The 19,597-nt window shown below is 64.9% G+C and carries 20 protein-coding genes and 1 pseudogene; 19 read left to right on the top strand and 2 right to left on the bottom strand.

Features of this window, described 5'->3' with window-relative positions:
- Positions 1–607 precede the first annotated feature (607 nt).
- The 8 genes and pseudogenes from SM757_RS15375 to SM757_RS15340 all read left to right on the top strand — a co-directional run bounded on the left by SM757_RS15375 (position 608) and on the right by SM757_RS15340 (position 6,016).
- On the top strand, positions 608–2,650 hold the full coding sequence (locus SM757_RS15375) for a ribonucleoside triphosphate reductase (protein ID WP_322466139.1): 2,043 nt from the start codon (positions 608–610) through the stop codon (positions 2,648–2,650).
- Positions 2,651–2,687: 37 nt separating this feature from the next.
- Positions 2,688–2,885: an anaerobic ribonucleoside-triphosphate reductase gene (gene nrdD, locus SM757_RS15370; protein WP_322466138.1), complete on the top strand. Its 198-nt coding sequence runs from the start codon at positions 2,688–2,690 to the stop codon at positions 2,883–2,885.
- Positions 2,878–3,558 carry an anaerobic ribonucleoside-triphosphate reductase activating protein gene (locus SM757_RS15365; protein WP_322466137.1) on the top strand — a complete coding sequence of 227 codons (681 nt, stop codon included), beginning with the start codon at positions 2,878–2,880 and terminating at the stop codon, positions 3,556–3,558. The genes nrdD and SM757_RS15365 overlap by 8 nt, the downstream gene beginning before the upstream one ends.
- A gap of 309 nt (positions 3,559–3,867) precedes the next feature.
- Positions 3,868–4,297, top strand: a pseudogene (locus tag SM757_RS15360) (putative zinc-binding protein); the annotation flags it as partial.
- Positions 4,298–4,416: 119 nt separating this feature from the next.
- A complete protein-coding gene (locus SM757_RS15355) occupies positions 4,417–4,644 on the top strand; it encodes a hypothetical protein (protein ID WP_322466135.1) in 228 nt (75 codons plus the stop codon).
- 18 nt (positions 4,645–4,662) lie between these two features.
- Complete coding sequence (locus SM757_RS15350) at positions 4,663–5,145, top strand: hemerythrin domain-containing protein (protein ID WP_322466134.1); 483 nt, start codon at positions 4,663–4,665, stop codon at positions 5,143–5,145.
- The gene (locus SM757_RS15345) at positions 5,142–5,747 is read left to right on the top strand and encodes a hypothetical protein (protein ID WP_322466133.1); all 606 of its coding nucleotides are present in this window, start codon (positions 5,142–5,144) and stop codon (positions 5,745–5,747) included. Before SM757_RS15350 ends, SM757_RS15345 begins: the two co-directional genes overlap by 4 nt.
- A gap of 5 nt (positions 5,748–5,752) precedes the next feature.
- A complete protein-coding gene (locus SM757_RS15340) occupies positions 5,753–6,016 on the top strand; it encodes a cyclic nucleotide-binding domain-containing protein (protein ID WP_322466132.1) in 264 nt (87 codons plus the stop codon).
- A 104-nt stretch (positions 6,017–6,120) separates the two neighbouring features.
- On the opposite strand, the gene SM757_RS15335 is transcribed toward SM757_RS15340, so the two are convergent.
- On the bottom strand, positions 6,121–7,053 hold the full coding sequence (locus tag SM757_RS15335; protein ID WP_322466131.1) for a LysR family transcriptional regulator: 933 nt from the start codon (positions 7,051–7,053) through the stop codon (positions 6,121–6,123).
- A gap of 114 nt (positions 7,054–7,167) precedes the next feature.
- Between SM757_RS15335 and SM757_RS15330 the strand changes: the two genes are divergently transcribed.
- The 10 genes from SM757_RS15330 to SM757_RS15285 all read left to right on the top strand — a co-directional run bounded on the left by SM757_RS15330 (position 7,168) and on the right by SM757_RS15285 (position 16,957).
- The gene (locus tag SM757_RS15330; protein WP_322466130.1) at positions 7,168–7,701 is read left to right on the top strand and encodes a phosphonopyruvate decarboxylase; all 534 of its coding nucleotides are present in this window, start codon (positions 7,168–7,170) and stop codon (positions 7,699–7,701) included.
- Positions 7,701–8,294: a thiamine pyrophosphate-dependent enzyme gene (locus SM757_RS15325; RefSeq protein ID WP_322466129.1), complete on the top strand. Its 594-nt coding sequence runs from the start codon at positions 7,701–7,703 to the stop codon at positions 8,292–8,294. Before SM757_RS15330 ends, SM757_RS15325 begins: the two co-directional genes overlap by 1 nt.
- Positions 8,295–8,444: 150 nt before the next feature.
- Positions 8,445–9,923, top strand: coding sequence for an aldehyde dehydrogenase (locus SM757_RS15320; RefSeq protein ID WP_322466128.1), 1,479 nt, complete (start codon positions 8,445–8,447; stop codon positions 9,921–9,923).
- 37 nt (positions 9,924–9,960) lie between these two features.
- Positions 9,961–10,959: a Bug family tripartite tricarboxylate transporter substrate binding protein gene (locus SM757_RS15315; RefSeq protein WP_322466127.1), complete on the top strand. Its 999-nt coding sequence runs from the start codon at positions 9,961–9,963 to the stop codon at positions 10,957–10,959.
- 81 nt (positions 10,960–11,040) lie between these two features.
- Complete coding sequence (locus tag SM757_RS15310; RefSeq protein WP_322466126.1) at positions 11,041–11,904, top strand: amidohydrolase family protein; 864 nt, start codon at positions 11,041–11,043, stop codon at positions 11,902–11,904.
- 19 nt (positions 11,905–11,923) lie between these two features.
- Complete coding sequence (locus SM757_RS15305; protein ID WP_322466125.1) at positions 11,924–13,084, top strand: acyl-CoA dehydrogenase family protein; 1,161 nt, start codon at positions 11,924–11,926, stop codon at positions 13,082–13,084.
- Positions 13,085–13,134: 50 nt separating this feature from the next.
- Positions 13,135–14,634, top strand: a complete 1,500-nt coding sequence (locus SM757_RS15300; RefSeq protein WP_322466124.1) for a class I adenylate-forming enzyme family protein — start codon at positions 13,135–13,137, stop codon at positions 14,632–14,634.
- Between the two features lie 13 nt (positions 14,635–14,647).
- On the top strand, positions 14,648–15,442 hold the full coding sequence (locus SM757_RS15295) for a crotonase/enoyl-CoA hydratase family protein (RefSeq protein ID WP_322466123.1): 795 nt from the start codon (positions 14,648–14,650) through the stop codon (positions 15,440–15,442).
- A 25-nt stretch (positions 15,443–15,467) separates the two neighbouring features.
- Positions 15,468–16,520 (top strand): hydroxyacid dehydrogenase, encoded by a 1,053-nt coding sequence (locus SM757_RS15290; RefSeq protein ID WP_322466122.1) that lies wholly within the window; start codon positions 15,468–15,470, stop codon positions 16,518–16,520.
- Complete coding sequence (locus SM757_RS15285; RefSeq protein WP_322466121.1) at positions 16,517–16,957, top strand: MaoC family dehydratase; 441 nt, start codon at positions 16,517–16,519, stop codon at positions 16,955–16,957. Before SM757_RS15290 ends, SM757_RS15285 begins: the two co-directional genes overlap by 4 nt.
- A 21-nt stretch (positions 16,958–16,978) precedes the next feature.
- Here SM757_RS15285 and SM757_RS15280 read toward each other — a convergent pair whose 3' ends face one another.
- The gene (locus tag SM757_RS15280; RefSeq protein ID WP_322466120.1) at positions 16,979–17,905 is read right to left on the bottom strand and encodes a LysR substrate-binding domain-containing protein; all 927 of its coding nucleotides are present in this window, start codon (positions 17,903–17,905) and stop codon (positions 16,979–16,981) included.
- 127 nt (positions 17,906–18,032) lie between these two features.
- Between SM757_RS15280 and SM757_RS15275 the strand changes: the two genes are divergently transcribed.
- Positions 18,033–19,355: an MFS family transporter gene (locus SM757_RS15275; protein ID WP_322466119.1), complete on the top strand. Its 1,323-nt coding sequence runs from the start codon at positions 18,033–18,035 to the stop codon at positions 19,353–19,355.
- Positions 19,356–19,597: the final 242 nt, after the last annotated feature.

The raw sequence follows: 19,597 nt of genomic DNA, 5'->3' as shown, positions 1-19,597 counted from the left end.
GTGCTCTCGCCGAGCGCGGGCTGCCGGCTGAGGCGCGGTCCTCGTCGTCCTAGAAAAAAGGCCGGCACTTGGCCGGCCTAAGAAAACATCCGGGGCGAAGGGTGGACGCCCAAGAAGGAGGACAACGCCGTCGCGCCTGGTCCGAACACAGCCTGGACTGGTTTCGGAGCCAATGACGTTGACGACGAAACGCATCGTAGCAACGGTACAAACGTTGTCCTTGAAGCAGTTCAAGACACGAGCAATGAATAGCCTGATGGAAAAAAGGCCCTTCGGCAACGAGGAAAACTTCGTGCGGGACGCAACACGCCTGCCATGGCGACCCGCCGCAGCTTCAACCTGGGTTGTGTAATCGTTTAACTTCGCAACCATACACAGAAAAATTACAGTCGCGACTCTGGATTTATGGAGTGTCGAGCCGGCTTCTTGCCGTACTGCTGGTGTTTCTCAAAACCACACCGAAGGGCTCAACGCGTTGCCGAACCAAGGTGTCGAGCCTGCAGGTTCGCCAATGTCTGACCCCGGTCAACCTCGGGTTGGTGACTCCACAGGGACACTATCCGTAGTGTTTTAAACCAGCTGCAGACCATACATCTAGCGCATCAGTATGATTGACTCCATCGCCTCACTGCCTCAGGAAGACGGCTGTACCTGCGCGCCCGTAGCTGTCGTCAAGCGCGAAGGGAAACTCGTGGCCTTTGACGCCTCGAAGATCGAGCGCGCGCTGGCATGTGCCGGAGCGGCCACTGGCGAGTACGACGCCCTGCAAGCCACGGAGTTGGCCAGCCAGGTTGTGGCACGGCTGGCAAGACGCGTGGCCAGCATTGAATACATCCAGGACCAGGTGGAGCGCGTGCTCAATGAACGGGGCCACTTCGCCACCAGCCGCGCCTACATCGTCTACCGCGAGCAGCATCGCGCCCTGCGGCTGGACCGTGCCACCGCCGTGAACGTCGAGCGCTCGGTCAATGAATACCTGGCGAGGCAGGACTGGCGGGTGCAGGCCAATGCCAACCAGGGGTACTCGCTGGGCGGGTTGATCCTCAACGTCTCGGGCAAGGTCATTGCCAACTACTGGCTCAATCATGTGTATCCGCCTGCGATTGGGCTGGCCCACCGGGAAGCGGACCTGCACATCCACGACTTGGACATGCTGTCGGGCTACTGCGCCGGCTGGTCGCTGCGCACGCTGCTGCACGAGGGCCTCAATGGCGTGCCCGGCAAGGTCGAGGCAGGATCGCCGCGCCATCTCTCCAGCGCCGTAGGCCAGATCGTCAACTTCCTCGGCACGCTGCAAAACGAGTGGGCGGGCGCCCAGGCGTTCAGTTCCTTCGACACTTATCTCGCGCCTTATGTGCGCAAGGACGCTCTGTCCTATGAGCAGGTGCGCCAGTGCATGCAGGAGCTGATCTACAACCTCAACGTCCCCTCCCGCTGGGGCACACAGACGCCCTTCACCAACCTGACGTTCGACTGGACCTGTCCGCAGGACCTGCGCGAGCAGGTGCCGGTGATCGGTGGCCAGGAGCAGCCGTTCTGCTATGGCGACCTGCAGGACGAAATGGACCTGATCAACCGTGCCTACATCGACGTGATGATGCAGGGCGACGCCAAGGGCAGGGCGTTCACGTTTCCCATCCCGACCTACAACATCACCCGCGACTTCGACTGGGAGCACCCCAATACGCTGGCGCTGTTCGAGATGACCGCGAAGTACGGATTGCCGTACTTCCAGAACTTCCTGAATTCCGACCTCGATCCGCACATGGTGCGCTCCATGTGCTGCCGCCTTCAGCTGGACCTGCGCGAGTTGCTCAAGCGCGGCAACGGCCTGTTCGGCTCTGCCGAGCAGACTGGCTCGCTGGGCGTGGTCACGCTGAACTGCGCGCGGCTGGGCTACCTGTACGCGGGCGACGAGCCGGCACTGCTGCGACGCACCGACGAGCTCATCGAGCTGGCGCGCGAGAGCCTGGAGATCAAGCGCAAGCTCATCCAGGGTCTCATTGACAACGGCCTGTTTCCCTACACCAAGCGCTATCTCGGCACCCTGCGCAACCACTTTTCCACGGTGGGGGTCAACGGCCTCAACGAGATGATCCGCAATTTCACGGACGACGCCGAGGACATCACCACGCCGTGGGGCGAGGAGCTCGCTTTGCGCTACCTCGACCATATCCGTGGGCGCATCGTGCAGCTGCAGGAGCAAACCGGGCATCTCTACAACCTGGAGGCTACGCCGGCCGAAGGCACCACTTACCGCTTTGCCAAGGAAGATCGCAAGCGCCTGCCCGGCATCCTGCAAGCAGGCACGGCCGAGCAACCGTACTACACCAATTCGTCGCAGCTGCCCGTGGGCTTCACGAGCGATCCCTTCGACGCCTTGCAGCGTCAGGAAGCGTTGCAGCGCAAGTACACGGGTGGCACCGTCCTCCATTTGTATCTGGGTGAGCGGGTTTCGTCAGCCCTTGCATGCCGCGAGCTGGTTCGGCGCGCGCTCATGCGATTTCGGCTGCCTTACATCACCATCACGCCGACCTTCTCGATCTGCCCGACTCATGGCTACCTGGCCGGCGAGCACGCCTACTGCCCCGAATGCGATGAGCAGGCGCTTGCGCGCAAGGCCCGAGCGGCGGCTGCTGAAACCGCCTGACCGACCGACTCTTTCACGACCCCACCTAGGAGTTTTCATGAGCAACCATCTTTCGACCACAGCCCACCCTCAACTGGCCGAACACGAACGCCAGCGCTGCGAGGTCTGGACGCGTGTCATGGGCTATCACCGCCCCGTGGCGTCGTTCAACATCGGCAAGCAAGGCGAGTTCAACGAGCGCCTCTACTTCGCCGAGCCGCCGCAGGCACGCACGACAGTGCATTCCGGTGTCTGAAGTACTCTTGGTGGGCGGCTTTGAGCCATTTTCCACGACCGACTGGCCGGGCAAGCTGTGTGCGGTAGTGTTTGTGCAAGGCTGCCCATGGCGATGCGGCTATTGCCACAACCCTGGCCTGCAGCCGCGGCAACGGCCGGAAGGCACGCCGCACTGGCGCGACATCCTGGTGTTCCTGGAGCACCGTCGCGGCCTGCTTGACGGTGTCGTGTTCAGCGGCGGAGAGCCCACCATCGATCCGGGCCTGGGCGATGCCATCACGCAGGTCCGGGACTTGGGATTTCAGGTGGGTCTACATACGGCGGGTATCCACACGCGACGGCTGATTTCGGTGCTGCCCCAAGTGGATTGGATCGGTCTGGATCTCAAGGCCGGTGAGGCGGCCCACGACCGCATCACCGGCGTTCCGGGCAGTGCCAGAGCCGGGCTCGACGCGCTCACGCTCGTGGCGGGCAGCGGCGTGGAGGTCGAAGTCCGCACGACTTTCGATCCTGGGCTGCTCGACGACTTGGACCTGTTAGAGATGGCGCGGACGCTACGCGGCACAGGTGTTGGACAGTGGACCCTGCAGCGACGCCGCTGGTTGCAGCCTGAACCGCACATGGCGCCACCGCCTTCGCAACGGCTGCTTGACGAGATAGGGCAGTTGGGCCTGCGTATCCAACTGCGTTGACCCGCAGTGGCAGCAAGGCTGCAGCGCCCATCCATCGGCACATGAAGGCGCGGCACATCCATCCAACAAGGCGCGCTGCCGGCGGCTGCAGTCGTGACATGCCAAGTCGAGGAAGAAACCCGCGGACGCGGCCTGAAACCGGCTTTTCTCCTTCACCGGCGCCCCGCAATGGGCTTGCTGCCGCGAGGCTGACCCACCGTATTGGGCGGTCAACGCATGTGTCGCTGACAAGGCTCAAAACCATGAGGGCGGCGGCCGGCAAGGATGCGCGCAACCGCCCTCGTTTCTACAACCTTGACTGCGCCGCCCATGCCTGCTGCACACCACCCGGATTTCCTGCCTCTCGTCTACAGCTGTTCCGGGTGCTCCAGTGCTGCGCAGTTCGCCAATGACCTCGCGTTGCGCCTGGATCGGGAGGGCGTGGCACAAATGTCCTGCATTGCTGGTGTTGGCGGCAACGTCCCCAGCCTGGTGCGTCGGGCACAGGAGGCCATTGCCAGCGGACGACCCATTCTGGCCATCGACGGCTGCGTGCTGGCATGCGCCAGGGCCTGCTTGGACCAACGTGGTGTGCGTCCCACGGAACATCTGCAACTGGGCCAGGAGGGCGTGAAGAAGCAGTACCACACCGACTTTGATCCGCAGCAATTCGAACGCCTTTATGCGCAGCTCAAGGCGCGCGTGCAGGTAATGGCAGTTGCGGCGCGACCGGTTGCCACAGCCACACGCCGCTGAAGCGAAAGGCCACGAACGCAGGGAAGTTCTGCACTTCCAATCCCCGGCCTGGTCGAACCGCAACTCGGTGCCACCCATGCCGGCAAGCTCACGCCGGCGCAATACCGCGAGCTGGCAACGCAGGTGGAAGCCGAGGTCGGCGGCATCGTTGCCAACTGCAGGCTCGAACCGAAGCCCGACGCGATGCTGCGCCTGGTGATCGCCGATATCGGCGCGGGCACCGACGCAATGGCCGGCAAGGACGCCAAGACCCGCCCGGCGCTGGGCCTGGTCAAGATGGCTGAAAACCTCAACCAGTACGGCAGCCATTTCGACTACCCTGGTTTCGAGCCGATCCACAACGCCCACTGAAATCCCAAGGAGACGATCATGAAGTTCACGACTCCTCAACCCCTACAACACGAACACGAAGCCCTGCACGAGCAGCTGTACCAGGCCACGCAGGCCGGCGGCGAGGTCAGCGAGGCGGCCAAGAAGTTGGTGCACCTGATGCACCCGCACTTCGCCAAGGAAGACCAGATCGCGCTGCCGCCGCTGGGCCTGCTCGCAGCGCTGGCGCGCGGCGAATGGAACGCCGAGATGGTGCAGGTGCTGCCGCTCACCGAGCAGCTTGAGGCTGAGCTGCCGCAGATGCTCGCCGAACACCAGAGCATCGTCGCAGCCTTGAACAAGCTGCGTGAGGTCGCCGCGCGCGCCGGCCGCGGCGACATCGTCGCGTTCGCCGAAGCCCTGGTCGAACATGCACGCACCGAGGAAGAGGTGATGTACCCGGCCGCGGTGCTCGTGGGCCAGGTGGTGCGGCAACGGCTGGGCCAGCGAGCAGCTGCGCCGGCGCAAGAAGTGCGAGCATGAAGACGCCCGCCTTCTTCGATGCAGTGCCGGCGATCGTGGTCGCCGATCCGTTGGCCGAGATGCTCGGTGCGGCCGAGGGCGGGCTGATCGAGTACCAATACGTCGATGCGGTCAAGCTCGCCGGCCACTCGTGCCCGACCGTGGCCGGTGCCTGGCTGATGACGCGTGCGGCGCTGGCGCGGCTGTACGCGAGCGAGACACCGCGGCGCGGTGAGATCCGCGTTGAGTTGCGCCAGGGCGTCGACGGGGGCGTGGCCGGTGTGATCGCTGGCGTGGCGGGCCTGGTGACCGGCGCGGCCAACGAGGGCGGCTTCAAGGGACTGGCGGGCCGCTTCGCGCGCCAGGGCCTGCTGCGCTTCGGTGTGGCGATGAGCGGCGACATACGCTTCACGCGGCTGGACAACGGGCGATGGGTCGAACTGTCGCACCGGCCTCAGGCGGTACCGCGGCCCGCCGGCTTGAGCGGGCTGCTGCGCGATGCTCTGGCGCCGCAGGCGCCAGCCGCGGCACGGCGCGCTTTCGCCGACGCCTGGCAAAGCTGGGTTCAGGCGATCCTGACCGAACATGCCGACGACCCGGCGTTGATCGGGTTGGTGTCCTGAGACACATGGCGCGCCGCGAGATCGCGCCCGCGGCCTTCCTCGCCGGCGTGCCGCTGTTCAAGGCACTCGACGCCGCCACCCTGGCCCGCCTGGCGGCCGCCACCACGCGGCGTGCGCTCAAGCGCGGCGAGACGCTGTTTCGCAAGGGCGATCCGGTCACCGGCATGTACGTCGTTGTCTATGGCGAGGTCAAGCTGATCGCCACCACGCCGGCGCGCGGGCAGCGGCTCGCGGGCATCGTCGGGCCAGGGCAGAGTTTTGACTCCTGATGTCGCGCCTTGCTCGACGCCTCGATCGTGCGCGCCGGCAGTGCGGTGGCGACCGTTGTTCTGCGAAGACCGCGGGGGTGGCAGCTTCTTTACGCGGGCAGTCTTCACTCCGCCAGCCAGCGCGCCGCGGGCCAGTGCTTGCGGTCCACGGCTTCCCGCATGGTTTCGACCAGCAACTCCACGACGCAGCGCACGGGCAGGGTCGTCTGCCGGTTGGTGGGCAGCGCCAGCACGATCTTGCGTAGCAGCGTAGGTTGCGTAAGCGGGGCTGCGTTCAACAGGCCTCGCGCGATGTCTTCCGCCACGGCGATGGAGGGCAGGATCGTCAAGCCATGGCCTCCTAACACCAAGCTTCTCTGCACGCTCAACGCATTGGTCTCCGCCACGACCTGAAGCTGCAGGCTCTGTAGCGCCGCAGCATGGTCTACCAAGGCCCGGATGCCGTGCGGCGCGCTGGGCAGTATGAGCGGCTTCGTCGCAAGCTCCCTCAGCGTCACAGGCACGTCCCGCTTCAGGCCGGAGTCGGGCAGCCCTACGGCCCACAGGCCTTCCTCCAGCAACTGCCGTGTCTGGATGGCTGGCGTGGGCTTCGGGTCGTAGAGCAAGGCCGTGTCAATCTCGCCCGCTTCCAACCAGCGTTGCAAGTAACCGGCGTACCCCATCGAGATGCGTACGCGAATGCCGGGATAGCGCGCCGCGACGGCCGTCACCAGTGCACTGGACAGCAGGTCGCAGGCGCTGGGCAGCAGGCCCACTGTGACGATGCCGCCGATGCTCCCGCGCGCCGGCGCGATCTCGGCGCGGGCCCGGTCGAGCTCGTTAAGCACCCGCCGGGCGTACTCGACCAGCGTGCGGCCTGCCTCGGTGAGGTCCATACCATGGCGGCTGCGCTCGAACAGCGTCACGCCCAATTCCTCCTCCAGCAGCTTGAGCTGGCGCGACACGGCCGGCTGGACGATGTTGAGTACGGTCGAGGCTCGCGTGACGTTGCCTGTTTCGGCAACGGTCACCAGGGCGCGCAGCTGCTTGAAGTCCATGAGGCTTGGCCGCCATGCGGCGGCGTGATGAGTGTCATCACCAAATTCTATTTTTCTTTGCATTCCATCAAAACCTAACATGGCTTCATTCAACGACAGCCACAGAGGCACACGATGGACACAGCGTCGAACGCCCCAGCCTGGCAACAGGCGGTTTTCAAGGCCTTGAAAGAAGGAGGCATCCAGCAGCTTGCCTACGTGCCCGATGCCGGGCATGCGCATGCCATCCGCAGCGCGGTGGCGGACCCTGACATCGAGGACGTGGTGCTCACCACGGAGGAAGAAGGCGTGGCCGTGGTCAGCGGCGCCTGGCTGGGCGGTCAGCGCGCGGCGCTGCTCATGCAAAGCAGCGGCGTGGGCAACTGCGTGAATATGTTTTCGCTGCTGCGCAGTTGCAATTTCCCCTTCCTGACGCTGGTGACGATGCGCGGCGAGTACGCCGAGTTCAACCCATGGCAAGGACCGATGGGCAAGACCACGCAGCAGGCACTGGAGCTCATGGGCATCACGGTGCTGCGCGCCGACAAGCCCGAAGAAGTCGGCGAGATCGTGAGCGCGGCGCTGGACGCCGCCTTCCTGGCCGGCGAACAGGTCGCCGTGCTGTTGTCGCAGAGCCTGATCGGCCGCAAGAAGTGGGAGCGCAAGTGATGAGCAACCAGACCCGAGTGGCGGTGGACCGCCGTGCCTTCGTCTCCACGCTGCTGGCCGCCGTGCCTGATGCGCTGGTCGTGACTGGATTGGGTTCGCCCTCCTACGACGTGTTTGCCGCCGGTGATCGCGACAAGAACTTCTATCTCTGGGGCGCCATGGGTGGTTGCACCTCGCTGGCCCTGGGCCTGGCGCTGGCGCAGCCGGATAAGTCAGTAGTGGCCATCACGGGCGACGGCGAGCAGCTCATGGGCATCGGCAGCCTAGCCACCATCGGCGCCAAGGCACCGAAGAACCTGACCATCGTGGTGCTGGACAACGGGCACTTCGGCGAGACGGGCATGCAGCGCAGCCACAGCAGCCTGGGCACCAGCCTCGTGGCAGTGGCCAAGGGCTGCGGCATCCGCACCGCATTCGCGGTGGAAAGTATGGACGCGGCCTCGAAGGTGGCGCAGCACGTCAACGCGCGTGAGGGCACCGCATTCGCGCAGGTGTTCATCAACGCCGACGAACCGCCGCGCGCCTTGCCGCCGCGGGATGGCGTGTTCGTGAAGAACCGCTTCCGTGCGGCGCTGGGTTTCGCGCCGTTCTGATCTCCCCTGCTGATCGAAGTCGCAACATGGCTTCGTCATGCCCGCAAAGGCGGGCATCCACGCGGGTCGGGTTGCCGCCCGGTGTGCGTGGACACCCGCCTGCGCAGGTGTGACGGGGCTATTTCAGCCTCTACGTTGAATTGGAATGACATGAAGCGCTACCAACTCCGCATCAATGGCGAGGCGCTCGATCCGGCGGGTGGCCGCTGGTTCGAGACCCAGAACCCCTACAGCGGCGAGGCTTGGGCCGAGATCCCGGAATGCGATGCGCGCGACGTGGACCGCGCGGTGCAGGTCGCGCACGCGGCGTTGACCACCGGGCCGTGGTCGCAGATGACGGCCACGCAGCGCGGGGCACTGCTGCACCGCCTGGGCGACCTCATCGCCCGCGACGCGCGCAAGCTCGCCGAGACCGAGGTGCGCGACAACGGCAAGCTGCTGGCGGAGATGCATGCGCAGCTCAACTACATCCCGCAGTGGTTCTACTACTACGGCGGGCTGGCCGACAAGGTTCAGGGCGCGGTGCTGCCCTTGGACAAGAAGGGCTACCTCAGCTACACGCGCAACGAGCCAGTAGGCGTGGTGGCGGCCATCACGCCGTGGAACTCGCCGCTGCTGCTGGCGAGCTGGAAGATCGCGCCGGCATTGGCCGCCGGTTGCACCGTGGTCATCAAGCCCTCGGAGTTCACGTCCGCCTCGACGCTGGAGCTGGCAGAGCTGTTCGAGGAGGCGGGTTTCCCACCGGGCGTGTTCAACGTCGTCACCGGCTTTGGCAAGGACGTGGGCTCGCCGCTGGTGGAGCACCCGCTAGTGCGCAAGATCAGCTTCACCGGGTCGGACGCGACCGGCCGCCTGATCAACGAGCAGGCGGCGCGCCACTTCAAGCACACCGCCATGGAGCTGGGCGGCAAGTCGCCCAACGTCGTGTTCGAGGACGCCGACATGGACCAGGCCGTGTTCGGCGCCATCTCCGGGATCTTCGCCGCCACCGGCCAGACCTGCATCGCGGGCTCGCGACTGCTGGTGCAGGACAGCATCCACGACCGCTTCGTCGAGAAGCTCCTGTCCATTGCGCGCACGGCACGCATGGGCAACCCCATGGATGCCGACACGCAGGTCGGCCCGGTCACCACGCCGCCGCAGTACCGCAAGGTACTGGAGTACTTGGACATCGCGCGCCAGGACGGAGCCACGCTGCTGCTGGGCGGGCAGGCCGCAAGCCGGCCGGAGTGCGGCAAGGGCTGGTTCGTGGAGCCCACCATCTTTGGTGACGTGACCAACAACATGCGCATCGCGCAGGAAGAGGTTTTCGGGCCCGTGCTCTCCATCATCCGCTTCAAGGACGAAGAGGAGGCCGTGGCCATTGCCAACGACGTGCGCTTCGGCTTGGCCGCCGCGGTGTGGACTCGCGACATCGGCCGTGCGGTGCGCATGTCGGAGCGGCTGCAGGCAGGCACCGTGTGGGTGAACTGCTACCGCGCCGTGAGCTTCATGGCGCCGTTCGGCGGCTACAAGGACTCCGGGCTGGGACGCGAGAACGGCATCGACGCCATCCGCGAGTTCCTGCAGGTCAAGACGGTGTGGATCAACAGCGGGGCCGTGACGGGCAACCCGTTCGTGATCCGCTGAGACCGGCAAGACAACACAACGAATAGGAGACAAAAACATGGAATTCTCGAACCCGACCCGGCGTAGCCTTCTGACCTGGATGACCGCCGTCACCCTGGGCACTGCTGCGACGTCAGCCTTTGCACAAGAGGCGGCCTTGCCGAAGGGACCGATCACGCTGGTGGTGCCTTTCGCCGCCGGCGGCGCCACGGATGTCGTGAGCCGTCTTGTCGCGCAGAAGCTCTCCGAGCGCATCGGTCGAACTATCGTCGTGGAGAACGTCGCCGGTGGCGGCGGCGCGATCGGCGCTGCGAAGGTAGCCAAGGCGCCGGCCGACGGCAGCATGCTGCTGATGGGCACGGTCGCCACCCATGCGATCAATCCGCTCTCGATGCGTCCGTCGCCTTATGACCCGCAAAAGGATTTCACGCCCATCTCGCTCGTGGCCACTGTGCCCAACGTACTGCTGGTGAACTCGTCGATCAAGGCGAAGGACGTGCATGAGCTGATCGCGCTGCTGAAGGCGTCGCCGGGCAAGTTCAATTACGGTTCGTCGGGTGTTGGCACGCCTCCCCATCTTTCGGGCGAGCTGTTCAAGTCCATGGCTGGCGTTGACATCGCCCACATACCTTACAAGGGCGGTGCACCGGCGATGAGCGATTTGGTCGGCGGCCAGATCCCGTTGCTGTTCGACGTGCTTACCGGTGCCGCCAGCCACATCAAGAGCGGCTCGGTGCGCGCGCTGGCGGTGACCACGGCCCAGCGCTCGCCCTCGTTCCCCGACGTGCCGACGATTGCTGAGTCCGGCCTGCCCGGCTATGAAACCTACACCTGGAATGCCGTGTTCGGCCCCGCCCGCCTGCCAAAGGCAATGGTCGACGTGCTCAGCCGCGAACTGCAAGCCGTAGTCGCGTTGCCTGACGTCCAACTCAAGCTGAAAGCCATCAGCGCCAACCCGGTCGGCTCGGCACCCGAAGCGTTGACGACGCTGGTGAAGGCCGAGAACGACAAGTGGGGGCCGATCATCACGTCGATCGGCGGCCTGAAGCGGGACTGAGGGCCAGCACATTTGTCGCTGCCGCACCGACTCCGGGTGCCTCGAAAAAGTGCACCTGCAACAACCTTTGATGGAAACACCGTGACTGAAGCTGCCTGCCTTGCGTTCGATCCCGTGCTCAACGCCCCGCGTGAGCGACTGCCTGCGGGAAGCTGTGACTGCCATTTCCACGTGTTCGAGGACGTGGCCAGCTACCCTCTGGCGCAGGGGCGTAGCTACACCCCCGCGGCAGCCCCCATGGCCGACTACCGGCGCATGATGGACGCCACCGGCATCGAACGCGCGGTACTCGTGCAGCCCAGCGTTTACGGATCGGACCATACGCTGTTCGTTGACATGCTGCGTGAGCACGAGGCATGGTTGCGCGGAGTGGCCGTGGTGCGGGCGGACACGCCAGAGAAGGACATCGAGCTATGGCACCGCGTGGGCGCACGCGGCTCGCGCGTGAACGCGCTGTACGCGGCCGGTGCTCCAGTGGCGGAGATCGAGGCCATCGTGCAGCGCATCCGACCGCACGGCTGGCATCTGCAGGTCTGCATTGACGTGGACGCGCAGCCGCATTTGCTGGAACGCATTGTCGACATGGGCGTGCCGGTGGTGGTAGACCACATCGGGCATCTGCCCGCTGAGCGGGCCGCCGAGTCGCCCGGCTTCGCCATCCTGGTGAGCTTGCTGCGTGAAGGGCGCGTCTGGACCAAGTTGTCCGGTCCGTACCGATTGACCGCGCAGCGCAGCGGCTTTGGCGATGTACGGCCACTGGTGGACCGCTTGGTGCAGGCCAACCCCGATCGTCTGGTCTGGGGCTCCGACTGGCCCCATCCGTCCATTGCCGCGCCGATGGTCAACGACACCGAGCTTGCTGACCTGGCCTGCGAATGGCTCGGTGACGCAGTGCTGCGCCATAGGGTGCTGGTGACCAACCCCACCAAGCTCTACTGGGGCTGAGAACAAGGAGACATGAGCCATGTCGCTCTGGAAAGAGTTCGAGGACGCGGAAGTCGTCCAATCATTCCGGGCGTTTGCCCGTGAACACGTCAAGCCCATGGCGGCCGAGATCGACCGCGACGACCTCTACCCGAACGCGCTCGTGCAGCGCGCGGCCGATGACGGGTTCAATGCGCTGATCGTGCCGCAGCAATACGGCGGGGCCGGCTGCTCGTTCCGCCGGGTCGTTTCGTTCTTCGAGGAAGTGGGAGCGGCCAGCGCATCCGTGGGCATTTCGCTGAACTCGAATTTCCAGGCTCAAAACGCGATCCTGCGCTCGGGATCGGAGGCGCTGCGTCAGCGCTACCTCCCGAAATTTGCGCAAGGGCTCAAGGCTTCCTATGCACTGACCGAGCGCAATCACGGCAGCGATATTCGCACGTTGGACACGCGCGCCGTGCGCAAGGGGGATCATTGGGTTCTGGATGGGCAGAAGTCGTTCATCACATCGGGTACTGGCGCCGACCTGTTCATCATCCTCGTGCAGATGGACGAGGGCTTGGGGGTGTTCGCCGTGCCGCGTGATGCGCAAGGCGTAAGCACCTTCGTGAGTGATCGCAGCGAAACCTTTGGCCTGCGCAACGGGCCACACGTGGAGTTGCTGCTGCAGGACGTGCACGTGCCGCTCGACCACCTGATCGGCAACGCCGGCGAGGGCCTGAAGGTCGTCTTGCGCAACCTGAACTACTCACGCACGCTCAACGCCGCCATGTCGATCGGCCTGGCGCGTTCAGCGTTCGAGGAGTCGCTCGCCTACGTGAAGCAGCGCAAGGCCTTCGACCAGTTGGTCTTCGACTTCCAGGGCATTCAATGGTACTTCGCCGAGGCTTTGGCCGAGATCGATGCCGCGAGGCTGCTGCTGTACTCGGCAGCCGACGCGATCGACGAGCAACGCGACATTGATCGCTATTCGAGCGAGGCCAAGCTGATCTGCTGCGGCGTTGCCAACCGCGTGACGGCTCAGGCCATCCAGGTATGCGGCGCCTACGGGACGATGGTCAATTCGCCATTCAACCGTTACTGGCGGGACGCCAAGACCTTCGAAATTGGCGGCGGGTCCATGGAGGTCCTGAAAAACAACCTCGGACGCTATCTGTCGCGCATGGACATGAGCCCGTATCTCGACCCGTCGGCGAACTGATCGTGCGCTGACGCAACTACACAAACCTTCTACCTCCACCGGCACTCATCATGTTCAGCAACCAGAACCTGGCTCAACTCATTACCAGCGCGGCCAAGCGGTCCCCGCAGGCACTCTTCGGCACGGACACTGTCTCGATGCAGCTGGCCGACGCGCTGGAGCTGGCCCGCAAGCTGGCCCGGCAGCTGGGTGCAGCCGGCCTGCGCAGGGGCTCCACGGTGGCCTTCATCGGCGTCACCAGCGAGCACTACCTGATTCTTTGGATGGCGTCGCAGCTGACGGGTCTGCGCACAGCGCTGATCAACCCGCACTATCCGCAAGAGCTGCTGCGCGACATGTTGGTCGATCTCCGACCGGACGCGGTTGCCTTCTTCGACGACCAATTCGTCGCGCCCGCCAGCGCCGATTGGCGGCAGCTGGACGCGCGCCGTGCCTGGGCTGGCGAGCTGACGTTGACGGGCGTTGCGCCGACGCCCGCAGAGGGCGATGCGGCCGAATGGGGCGCGCAGTGCGAGGGCGGCGAGATCGCCAGCTTCATGCACACCTCCGGCACTTCGGGGCGCCCCAAGTTCTGCGCGCAGAGCCACACGTACTTCATCCGGCTCGGCCGCTTCATTGCCGACTCGATGAACTACACCTGGCGCGACGTCGTCTATGCCCCGATGCCGATGTTCCACATCAACCCGCTGGGTTACGGCGTCGTGGCCGGGCTGACGGCCGGTGCCAGCGTGTTTGGCACCAAGCGCTTCTCCAGCGCCGACTTCTGGAGCACCGTCAAGCGGATCGGCGCAACGGCCGCCGTGCTGCATGGCACGCCGCTGAAGATGCTGCTGAAGGACACGACGCCAAAGGACAGCGAAGGTCACAACCTTCGTTGCGTCTTCTTTGCGTCGCAGGAGTTTCTGAGCCGCTTCTCGGTGCCCATGGGCATCACGTTATACGGCTCGACCGAAGCCGGCGGCCTGTGCCACCTGTGGCAACTGCGTCCCGGCGACGCCGAGCCTGCGGTGGAAGGCCCGACACAGTACGCCGGCCGCTGCCGCTTCGACATGGAAGCCACGCTATCCGACGAGGGCGAGATCCTGGTGCGCCAACTGTCGGAGAACACCATGTTCTCGGGCTACCTGCGCGATGGCGTGATCGACCCTTCTGTCGACGCGCAGGGTTGGTTCCATACCGGGGATCGCGGCCGCTTCGACCAGTACAACAATCTGGTCTTCATCGAGCGTCTGAGCGAGGCAATCCGGGTCAATGGCGAGTACGTGCCGATCGACTACGTGGAGCGCAAGCTGGAGACCGAGGCCGGCCTTACCGAGTTCGCGCTCTGGAGCCGGCCCGACGAGGTGAGCGGCCAGCGTCCAGTCCTGTTCGTTACCGATCCGAATTTCGACCTGGCCCGCACGACCGCCGTGATCGAAACCCTGCCCAGGATCATGCGGCCGGTGGAGATCCTGCGTATCGCTGCACTGCCGCGCGACACCGGCGTCAACAAGGTGCAGCGCCGACGCCTGGCGGGCGAGCCGGTGCTGGCTCGCCATGCTCTTGCCTGAAACGGAGCCCGGCATGACCGCCTTCCTGAAGTACGAACAGCGCGGCCACGTGGTCACGCTGTCCATGTCGCAGCCCGAGCACCGTAACCCGTTGACCGGCAATACCGCGGTGCCGGAATTCCTGGCGGCGGTGGAACGGATCGACGCCGACGCTACTGTGCGCGCTGTGATTCTGACCGGCGAGGGGCCGGCATTTTCCGCCGGCGGCGACATCCGCAAGATGAAGGAGCAATCCTTCGGCGACGTGAACGGCATGCGCATTCGCGAAGACTACCGCGGCGGCATTCAGCGCCTGCCGCTGGCGTTGTTCAACCTGGAGGTGCCAGTGATTGCCGCCGTCAACGGCCCGGCCATCGGCGCCGGGCTCGACTTGGCCTGCATGTGCGACATACGCATCGCGTCGGAGAAGGCGCGCTTCGCCGAAAGCTTCGTGAAAATGGGCATCGTGCCCGGCGACGGCGGTGCCTGGCTGCTACCGCGGGTGATTGGCCTGTCGCGTGCTGCTGAGCTGTCCTTCACCGGCCGCATGATCGACGCCACCACGGCGCTGGCCTGGAACCTGGTGTCGCAGGTGGTGCCGCAGGACGAACTGCTGGCTGCCGCCAATCGGCTTGCTGACGAGATCGCCGCCAATCCGCCCCAGGCTACGCGCATGACCAAGCGGTTGATTCGCGAAGGCATGCACATGAGCTTGGCCTCGATCCTGGATCTGTCAGCTGCCTACCAGGCGCTGGTACACCAGACCGCCGACCATCGCGAGGCGGTCTCGGCCTTTCTCGACAAGCGCACGCCGCAGTTCGGCGGCTGACCCCCTCACGAAACGCGAGCCCGTCATGACGACCGATCCTTTCCACGTCGTTCGCCTGGAGTTCTGGATGGATCCGGTTTTCGACCGCATCCTCGCCGCCGAACCGTTGATCTCACTGCAGACCTGTGCCATCGCGGGCGCAGACGAGTCGCTGTTCGGGGCCTTGGCGAAGGCTCATGTGCTGCAGACCAACTCCGCACGCGATGAGCTGCCTGAACATCTCTTCGCCGACTCGCGCCTGCTCAAACGCTGTCCGAACCTGCTGGCTGTCTCGGCCAATGGATCCGGCTGCGACACGATCGACATCGACGCCTGCACGCGTGCCGGCGTGATGGTGATGAACCAGGTAGGTGGCAATGCCGATTCGGTGGCCGAGATGTCCCTAGGCCTGATGCTCGCAGTGCTGCGGCGAATCGCCGAGTCTGACCGCCGGCTGCGCAGTCCGGAGCGTGGTTTCAGCCGCGAAGACCTGATGGGCCGCGAGCTGCGCGGCCGCACGCTGGGCTTGGTCGGGATGAGTGAGATCGGTCGCCGCACGGCGGCACTCGGCCGTGCCTTCGGCATGCGGGTGCTCGGCTTCGATCCGGGCCTGGATGCACAGGAGATGGCCCGGAGAGGCGCAGAGGCCGTCACGTTCGACCAGCTTCTGCGCCAGTCCGACATCGTATCGCTTCACTGTCCGCGCAACGCACACACCGTGGGAATGATGAACGCGGCGCGCTTCGCCGCGATGAAGCCAGGCTCGATCTTCATCACCACCGCGCGAAGCGGCATTCACGACGAGGCCGCGCTGGCCGATGCCCTCCTGAGCGGCCAGCTGGCGGGCGCCGGCCTCGACGTCTGGGAACAGGAGCCGCCGCCGCCCGATCATCCGCTGCTGGCGCTACCCAACGTGGTTGCGACCTACCACACCGCCGGCGTGACGCACGAGGCCCGGCGCAATAACGCCACGCTTGCCGCCACGCAAATCGTCCAGCTACTGACGGCCGCAAAGCGCCCTGACCGCCTGGTGAACCCCGAGGTCTGGCCGCAGGCCGCTGAACGGCTCGCGTCACTCGGATTGCAGGTGCCGCAATGAATGCGCTGAACGGCCACGACTTCGAAGACCTGGAAGAGGGGATGAGCGCAATCTTCTCAAAGACCATCACCGAGGCGGACATCGTCCGCTTCGCCGATGTGTCGGGTGATGCCAATCCGGTCCATCTTGACGAGGCGTTTGCGCAGACGACGCCCTTCAAGGGTCGCATCGCACACGGCATGCTCGCCGCGAGCGTGATCTCTGGCGCACTGGCCAGCCAATTGCCGGGTCCGGGTAGCGTGTACCTGGGACAGAACCTGCGCTTCAAGGCACCCGTGCGACCCGGCGACAAGGTCGACGTGACGGTGACCGTCAAGGAACTCATGTTCGAAAAGCGCCGCGTCACGATGAGCACGGTCTGTACCGTGCGCGACAAGGTGGTGATCGAGGGAGAGGCGCTCGTGATGCCGACATCCCGCGCGCCCCGTGCGGGTTGACGCTCGCGCCGGCTCGACGCCTCAGCCACCGATCCAGTGACCGGGCCAGCTGCCGGAGCGCACCATGTCGTGGATCAGTTCAGTGGCAAGGCTGGCTACGGCCGCTGCGGCGCGCGTCGCAGGTCGCGTGAGATTCACGGCCAGCACGACGCGCCTCGTCATTGACGCATCGGCAATAGCAGATGCTCTCAGTCGCTTGGCCGCGACCTCCTCGGCGACCGCGGCCAGCGGAAGGATGGTGCTGCCGATGCCGGCTTCCACGGCGCGCTTGACGCTGGGCAGCGAGTCGATCTCGGCCACCACGTTCAACTGTAGCCCGAGCGAGAAGCACGCGTCGTCGATGATGCGGCGCAAGCCATGTTCGCGACTGGGCAGTACGAGGTCTACGGTTGCCACCCTGGACAGTGCGATGCGCGCGGGCAGATGGCCGTCGACAGGTCTGGACACCAGGGCCAAGCGCTCATCGAGCAAAGGTTGCTTGCTCAGCACTGGATCGGCTGCATCGCCGAACAGGAAGGCAACGTCGAGACGGCCAGCCTGCAGCCATTCGCGCAGGAAGCCGCTGTACGCCTCGATCACCTTCAAGCGCACTAACGGTAGCCGCTCGCGGCAGGCGCTGACGATCGGCACCGTAGCGGCAAGCGCCACCGTCGTGGGCAGACCGATGGCGACCTCGCCACGCGGCGCATCGTCCGTCTGCTGCACTGCCGCCCGAGCTCGCTCGATGTCGTTCAGGACCACCTTGGCATGGTCCAAAAAAATCCTGCCGGCCTCGGTGAGTTGCATACCGCGGCTCGTGCGCTCGAACAGGCGAGTGCCCAGTTCCTCCTCGAGCGAAGAGATCTGCAGCCCGAGTGCCGGCTGAGCCACGTGCAAACGCGCGGACGCTTTCAGCAGGCTGCCCGCTTCAACAACGCCTACGAAGTACCTGAGTTGTCGCAGCTCCATAGGTAGTCATTTCATAGATAGCGCGTAGGTCAATTAAGTATTTCACAAATAGCGGACCGACTTTCAGAATTCCCCCAACAACCCACGATCGTCACACCGCTATCGGCGATCACAGACAGGAGACATCATGCCGACCTTGGCATCAACCAGCCACGCCGATACCGCTTCCTTCCAAAAAGGCGCCCATCGGCGCTCCGGCGTCATCCGCTCCATCCTGGTGGCGTGCTCGGGCAATGTGGTCGAGTGGTTCGACTTCTTTGCCTACGCGTTCACCGCGCTCTATTTCGCACCGGCCTTCTTTCCGAGCGGCGACCCGACATCGCAGTTGCTGAATACCGCCGGTATCTTTGCGGCGGGTTTCTTCATGCGGCCGGTCGGTGGCTGGCTGTTCGGGCGCATTGCCGACCGTCGCGGTCGCAAGGCGTCGATGCTGATCTCGGTGCTGCTGATGTGCTTCGGGTCGCTGATGATCGCGGTGCTGCCGACTTATGAGCAGATCGGTGTCTGGGCGTCCGGCCTGCTGCTGCTGGCGCGCCTGTTGCAGGGACTGTCGGTCGGTGGCGAATACGGCACCAGCGCCACCTACCTCAGCGAGATCGCGACACCCAATCGGCGCGGCTTCTACGGCTCTTTCCACTACGCCACCATCATTGCCGGACAGTTGCTGGCCGTTCTTGTCGTCGCCGTGCTCCAGTCATTCCTGTCGAGCGAGGAGATGAAGGCCTGGGGCTGGCGCGTTCCCTTCGTCATCGGCGCGCTCGGCGCTCTGATTGCTCTCGTGCTGCGCCGCGGCATGCACGAAACCGGTTCGGCCAAGCACCGTGAATCGCCCATGTCCGGCACCGTGCGCGGCATGTTCGCCCATCGCCGTGAGACCTTGATGGTGCTGGGCTTCACCGCCGGCGGCTCGCTGCTCTTCTATACCTGGACCTCGTACATGCAGAAGTACCTGGTCAACAGCGTCCACATGAATCCAAAGACCGCCAGCGCGGTGATGACAGGGGCGCTGTTCATCTTCATGTGCGCCCAGCCGCTGTTCGGGCTGCTGTCCGACGCGATCGGTCGACGCCGCCAGATGATCGCCTTCAGCCTGTTCTTCGTGGTTGGCACCGTGCCACTGCTCCACGCGATCGGCACAGCGGGCAGCGCCTGGAGTGCCTTCGGACTGGTTCTGTTCGCGATGCTCGGCATGAGCCTCTACACCTCGATCAGCGGGCTGCTCAAGGCGGAGTTGTTCCCGGCGGGGGTCCGCGCAATGGGAGTGGGGCTGCCCTATGCAGTTGCCAATGCCATGTTCGGCGGCACGGCCGAGTACGCCGCCCTCTGGCTGAAATCCCAGGGCATCGAGACGACCTACTTCTGGTACGTGGCGGTGATGAGCGCAGTGGTCCTGCTGTTCTCCCTGATGTTGCCTCGCTCCCATCAAGCGACCCATCTCGACGGCGACTGATACATAACCCGAATGCATATCTCACCGCGCCGGGCTTGATCCCGCTTTGTGCACAAGCTCAGCGTCGGATTACCGACTGAGGTCTGAGTGCCTTCCGCCGCTCGGCGTCGCTTCGACCGGATGGCGTTGCACGGGCAAGGCAGCGCGCTGGTGGCGAAATGCCCCCGCATGGGCTTGATCACGTCCGGCCTGCTGCATCGCACGGGGCAGGCCTTAGCTTGCTGTTGAACTCGCATGTCCGA

The sequence above is a fragment of the Azohydromonas lata genome, assembly GCF_034427735.1.
Lineage (GTDB): Bacteria > Pseudomonadota > Gammaproteobacteria > Burkholderiales > Burkholderiaceae_C > Azohydromonas > Azohydromonas lata.
Note: the sequence above shows the minus strand (reverse complement) of the source record. Positions and strands in the feature narration are given on the sequence as shown.

Excerpts from the sequence above, each read along its gene's own strand:
- SM757_RS15280 (WP_322466120.1), bottom strand. The coding sequence starts at position 17,905 with ATGGAGCTGCGACAACTCAGGTACTTCGTAGGCGTTGTTGAAGCGGGC.
- SM757_RS15335 (WP_322466131.1), bottom strand. The coding sequence starts at position 7,053 with ATGGACTTCAAGCAGCTGCGCGCCCTGGTGACCGTTGCCGAAACAGGC.
- SM757_RS15330 (WP_322466130.1), top strand. The coding sequence starts at position 7,168 with ATGGACACAGCGTCGAACGCCCCAGCCTGGCAACAGGCGGTTTTCAAG.
- SM757_RS15305 (WP_322466125.1), top strand. The coding sequence starts at position 11,924 with ATGTCGCTCTGGAAAGAGTTCGAGGACGCGGAAGTCGTCCAATCATTC.
- nrdD (WP_322466138.1), top strand. The coding sequence starts at position 2,688 with ATGAGCAACCATCTTTCGACCACAGCCCACCCTCAACTGGCCGAACAC.
- SM757_RS15290 (WP_322466122.1), top strand. The coding sequence starts at position 15,468 with ATGACGACCGATCCTTTCCACGTCGTTCGCCTGGAGTTCTGGATGGAT.
- SM757_RS15315 (WP_322466127.1), top strand. The coding sequence starts at position 9,961 with ATGGAATTCTCGAACCCGACCCGGCGTAGCCTTCTGACCTGGATGACC.
- SM757_RS15300 (WP_322466124.1), top strand. The coding sequence starts at position 13,135 with ATGTTCAGCAACCAGAACCTGGCTCAACTCATTACCAGCGCGGCCAAG.
- SM757_RS15350 (WP_322466134.1), top strand. The coding sequence starts at position 4,663 with ATGAAGTTCACGACTCCTCAACCCCTACAACACGAACACGAAGCCCTG.
- SM757_RS15375 (WP_322466139.1), top strand. The coding sequence starts at position 608 with ATGATTGACTCCATCGCCTCACTGCCTCAGGAAGACGGCTGTACCTGC.
- SM757_RS15275 (WP_322466119.1), top strand. The coding sequence starts at position 18,033 with ATGCCGACCTTGGCATCAACCAGCCACGCCGATACCGCTTCCTTCCAA.
- SM757_RS15320 (WP_322466128.1), top strand. The coding sequence starts at position 8,445 with ATGAAGCGCTACCAACTCCGCATCAATGGCGAGGCGCTCGATCCGGCG.
- SM757_RS15285 (WP_322466121.1), top strand. The coding sequence starts at position 16,517 with ATGAATGCGCTGAACGGCCACGACTTCGAAGACCTGGAAGAGGGGATG.
- SM757_RS15325 (WP_322466129.1), top strand. The coding sequence starts at position 7,701 with ATGAGCAACCAGACCCGAGTGGCGGTGGACCGCCGTGCCTTCGTCTCC.
- SM757_RS15295 (WP_322466123.1), top strand. The coding sequence starts at position 14,648 with ATGACCGCCTTCCTGAAGTACGAACAGCGCGGCCACGTGGTCACGCTG.
- SM757_RS15345 (WP_322466133.1), top strand. The coding sequence starts at position 5,142 with ATGAAGACGCCCGCCTTCTTCGATGCAGTGCCGGCGATCGTGGTCGCC.
- SM757_RS15340 (WP_322466132.1), top strand. The coding sequence starts at position 5,753 with ATGGCGCGCCGCGAGATCGCGCCCGCGGCCTTCCTCGCCGGCGTGCCG.